Here is a 2,334-nt window from a genome sequence, read left to right as displayed (position 1 = left end):
AACCCGCCGCGTCGCCGCCCAGGTCCAGGGCGTCATCACCGGTATGCGCGAGATGAACACCGCCGCCCAGCAGAGCGCCGAGGTGGCCCGGCAGTCGCTGGCCGCCTCCCAGCAGGGCCGCGAAGCCGTGCTCGGCACCCTCGACGGCATGCAGAACATCCGCCGCGAGGTCCAGGGCGTCTCGGAGCGCATCCGGGTGCTGAGCAGCCGCTCGAAGGAAATTCAGGAGATCGTCGAGACCATCTCGCAGTTTTCCAGCCAGACCAACCTGCTGGCGCTGAACGCCTCGATCGAAGCCTCCGACGCCGGGGAAGCCGGAAGCCGCTTCGCCGTGGTGGCCGACGAGGTGCGCAAACTGGCCGACTCCTCTGCTGAAGCCACCGCCCGCATCGCCACCCTGATCCGCACCGTGCAGCAGGAGATCAGCGAGGTGGTCAGCAACGTCGAGGGCGGCAGCCGCGAGGTCGAGCAGGGCTACAAGATTGCCACTGCCGCCGGGGAGCGCCTGGAAGAACTGGGCCGACTCTCGACCCAGGCCGCCCAGTTCGCCCAGGCCATCAGCGCCGCCACCGGGCAACAGGTGAGCAGCATTGAGCAGATGGGCAGCGCCGTCTCGCAGATCGGTGAGGTCGCCGAACAGTCGCGTCTGAGCGTGCAGCAGGGCCGCGAAGCCGCCGAGCGCCTGTTGCCCCTGACCCGGCAGCTCGACGACAGCCTGGCCCGCTTCCAGCTCCCGACCTGAGCCGCAGCGACCTCTGAGCCGCACTGACCCCTGAGCCGCACTGACCTGGGTTCCCTCACCGACTGGCACCACCCTCACCCCGCCACCCCCGCACCCAGCACCCCAAGGAGTACCCACCCATGACCGATACCAACGCTTCCATCAACCGTTCTGCTGCGGCAGACGAGCGCCTGCGGCCTCAGTCCAGCGGCGCCGGTCAGGTCGCCCAGGTGACCGGCGGCCTGCGGGTCGGTCAGAAGCTGGCACTGGCGGGCGCCGTGTTCGCGCTGCCGATCGCCGCGCTGCTGGGCTTTTTGCTCAAAGAGCAGCAGCAGAACATCAACATCGTGCAGACCGAGCTGGGCGGCTACGAGTACCTGCTGCCGACCCGGCAACTGTTTCAGCAGATGCAGCTCCATGCCCAGAACAGTGTCAGCGTCCTCCAGGGCGTCTCGGCAGCGCGGGCACCGCTGAACCAGGCCAACGGCAACATCGAGGCGGCCCTGAAGACCATCCGGACGCTCGACACCCAGGACAAGGGCGGTTTCGCGGTGACCGCGTCGGTGGCCAGGCTGGAGAAAAGCTGGAAGGCCAAACGCGACGCCGTGACCTCTGGCCGGATCAGCCCGGACGAGAATATCCGCGTCAACGCCGCGCTGCTCGCCCAGATCGGTGAACTGTTCGGCGTGATCGGCAACTCCTCCCTGATCGCGCTGGACCCCGAAGCCAACGCCTATTACCTCGGCCAGCTCGCCACCAACCAGTTGCCCAAAAACTACCCGATCATCGGGCGTACCCGCGCTTCGAGCCTGGTGGCCATCAACACCAACAAACCCGTCACCGACGTGCAGAAGGTGGAGTACAGCTTCCGGCTCAACGAGGCCAGAGCGGCCCAGAACGAGATTCTCAAGACCCTCAAGTTCACCTCCGGCGTGGGCAGCGACAAGGGCGTGCGCGCCCGCTACGAGCAGTCGATCGGCCTGCTGCTCGACACCTTCGAGAATAAAGTGGCCGCGCCGGTCACGCCGACCATCACGCTGGGGGAGTACCGGCAACTGATCGGTCAGTCCAACGCCGCCCAGTACGCGCTGTTTGACAACGTACTCGGCGACCTCAAAAAACAGCTCGAATCGCGCCAGGCCAGCTACCAGCAAAACCGCCTGGTGACCCTGGCGCTGGTGGCCCTGGCCCTGGCGCTGGCGGTGGCCCTGCTGGCGCTGATCGCCCGCGCCATCACCCGACCGCTCTCGCGCCTGACGGCTGCCGCGCAGTCGCTGGGACAGGGCAACCTCGACGTGGAGGTGCCCATCGAGAGCGGCGACGAGATCGGCGAGCTGACCGGGGCCTTCAACCAGACCGCCGCTCAGCTCCGCGCCAACGAGGTGCGCAACGTGGCCGCCCGCGAGGAGGCCGACAAGCTCCAGAACAACATCGGCAGCTTCCTCGACGTGACCATGAACATCGCAGACGGTGACCTCACCCAGCGCGGCAAAGTCTCCGACGACGTGCTCGGCAACGTCGTCGACTCCATCAACGTCATGGTCGAGGAACTCGGCGGCGTGCTCAGGGGCGTGCGAACCGCCTCCGGTTCGGTCTCGCAGGCCAGCTCGGAG

At 67.3% G+C, this 2,334-nt stretch carries 2 protein-coding genes; both read left to right on the top strand.

Translation table 11 applies throughout. The features are described 5' to 3' along the window. Nucleotides 1-742 (top strand): methyl-accepting chemotaxis protein (locus Q0R23_RS16525; RefSeq protein WP_293914769.1); only part of this gene is annotated, 742 nt, incomplete at its 5' end. A 119-nt stretch (nucleotides 743-861) separates the two neighbouring features. Further along, on the top strand, nucleotides 862-2,334 hold a 1,473-nt coding region (locus Q0R23_RS16520), incomplete at its 3' end, for a HAMP domain-containing protein (RefSeq protein WP_293914767.1).

It is taken from the genome of Deinococcus sp. (genome assembly GCF_025362455.1).
Taxonomy (GTDB): domain Bacteria; phylum Deinococcota; class Deinococci; order Deinococcales; family Deinococcaceae; genus Deinococcus.
Note: the sequence above shows the minus strand (reverse complement) of the source record. Positions and strands in the feature narration are given on the sequence as shown.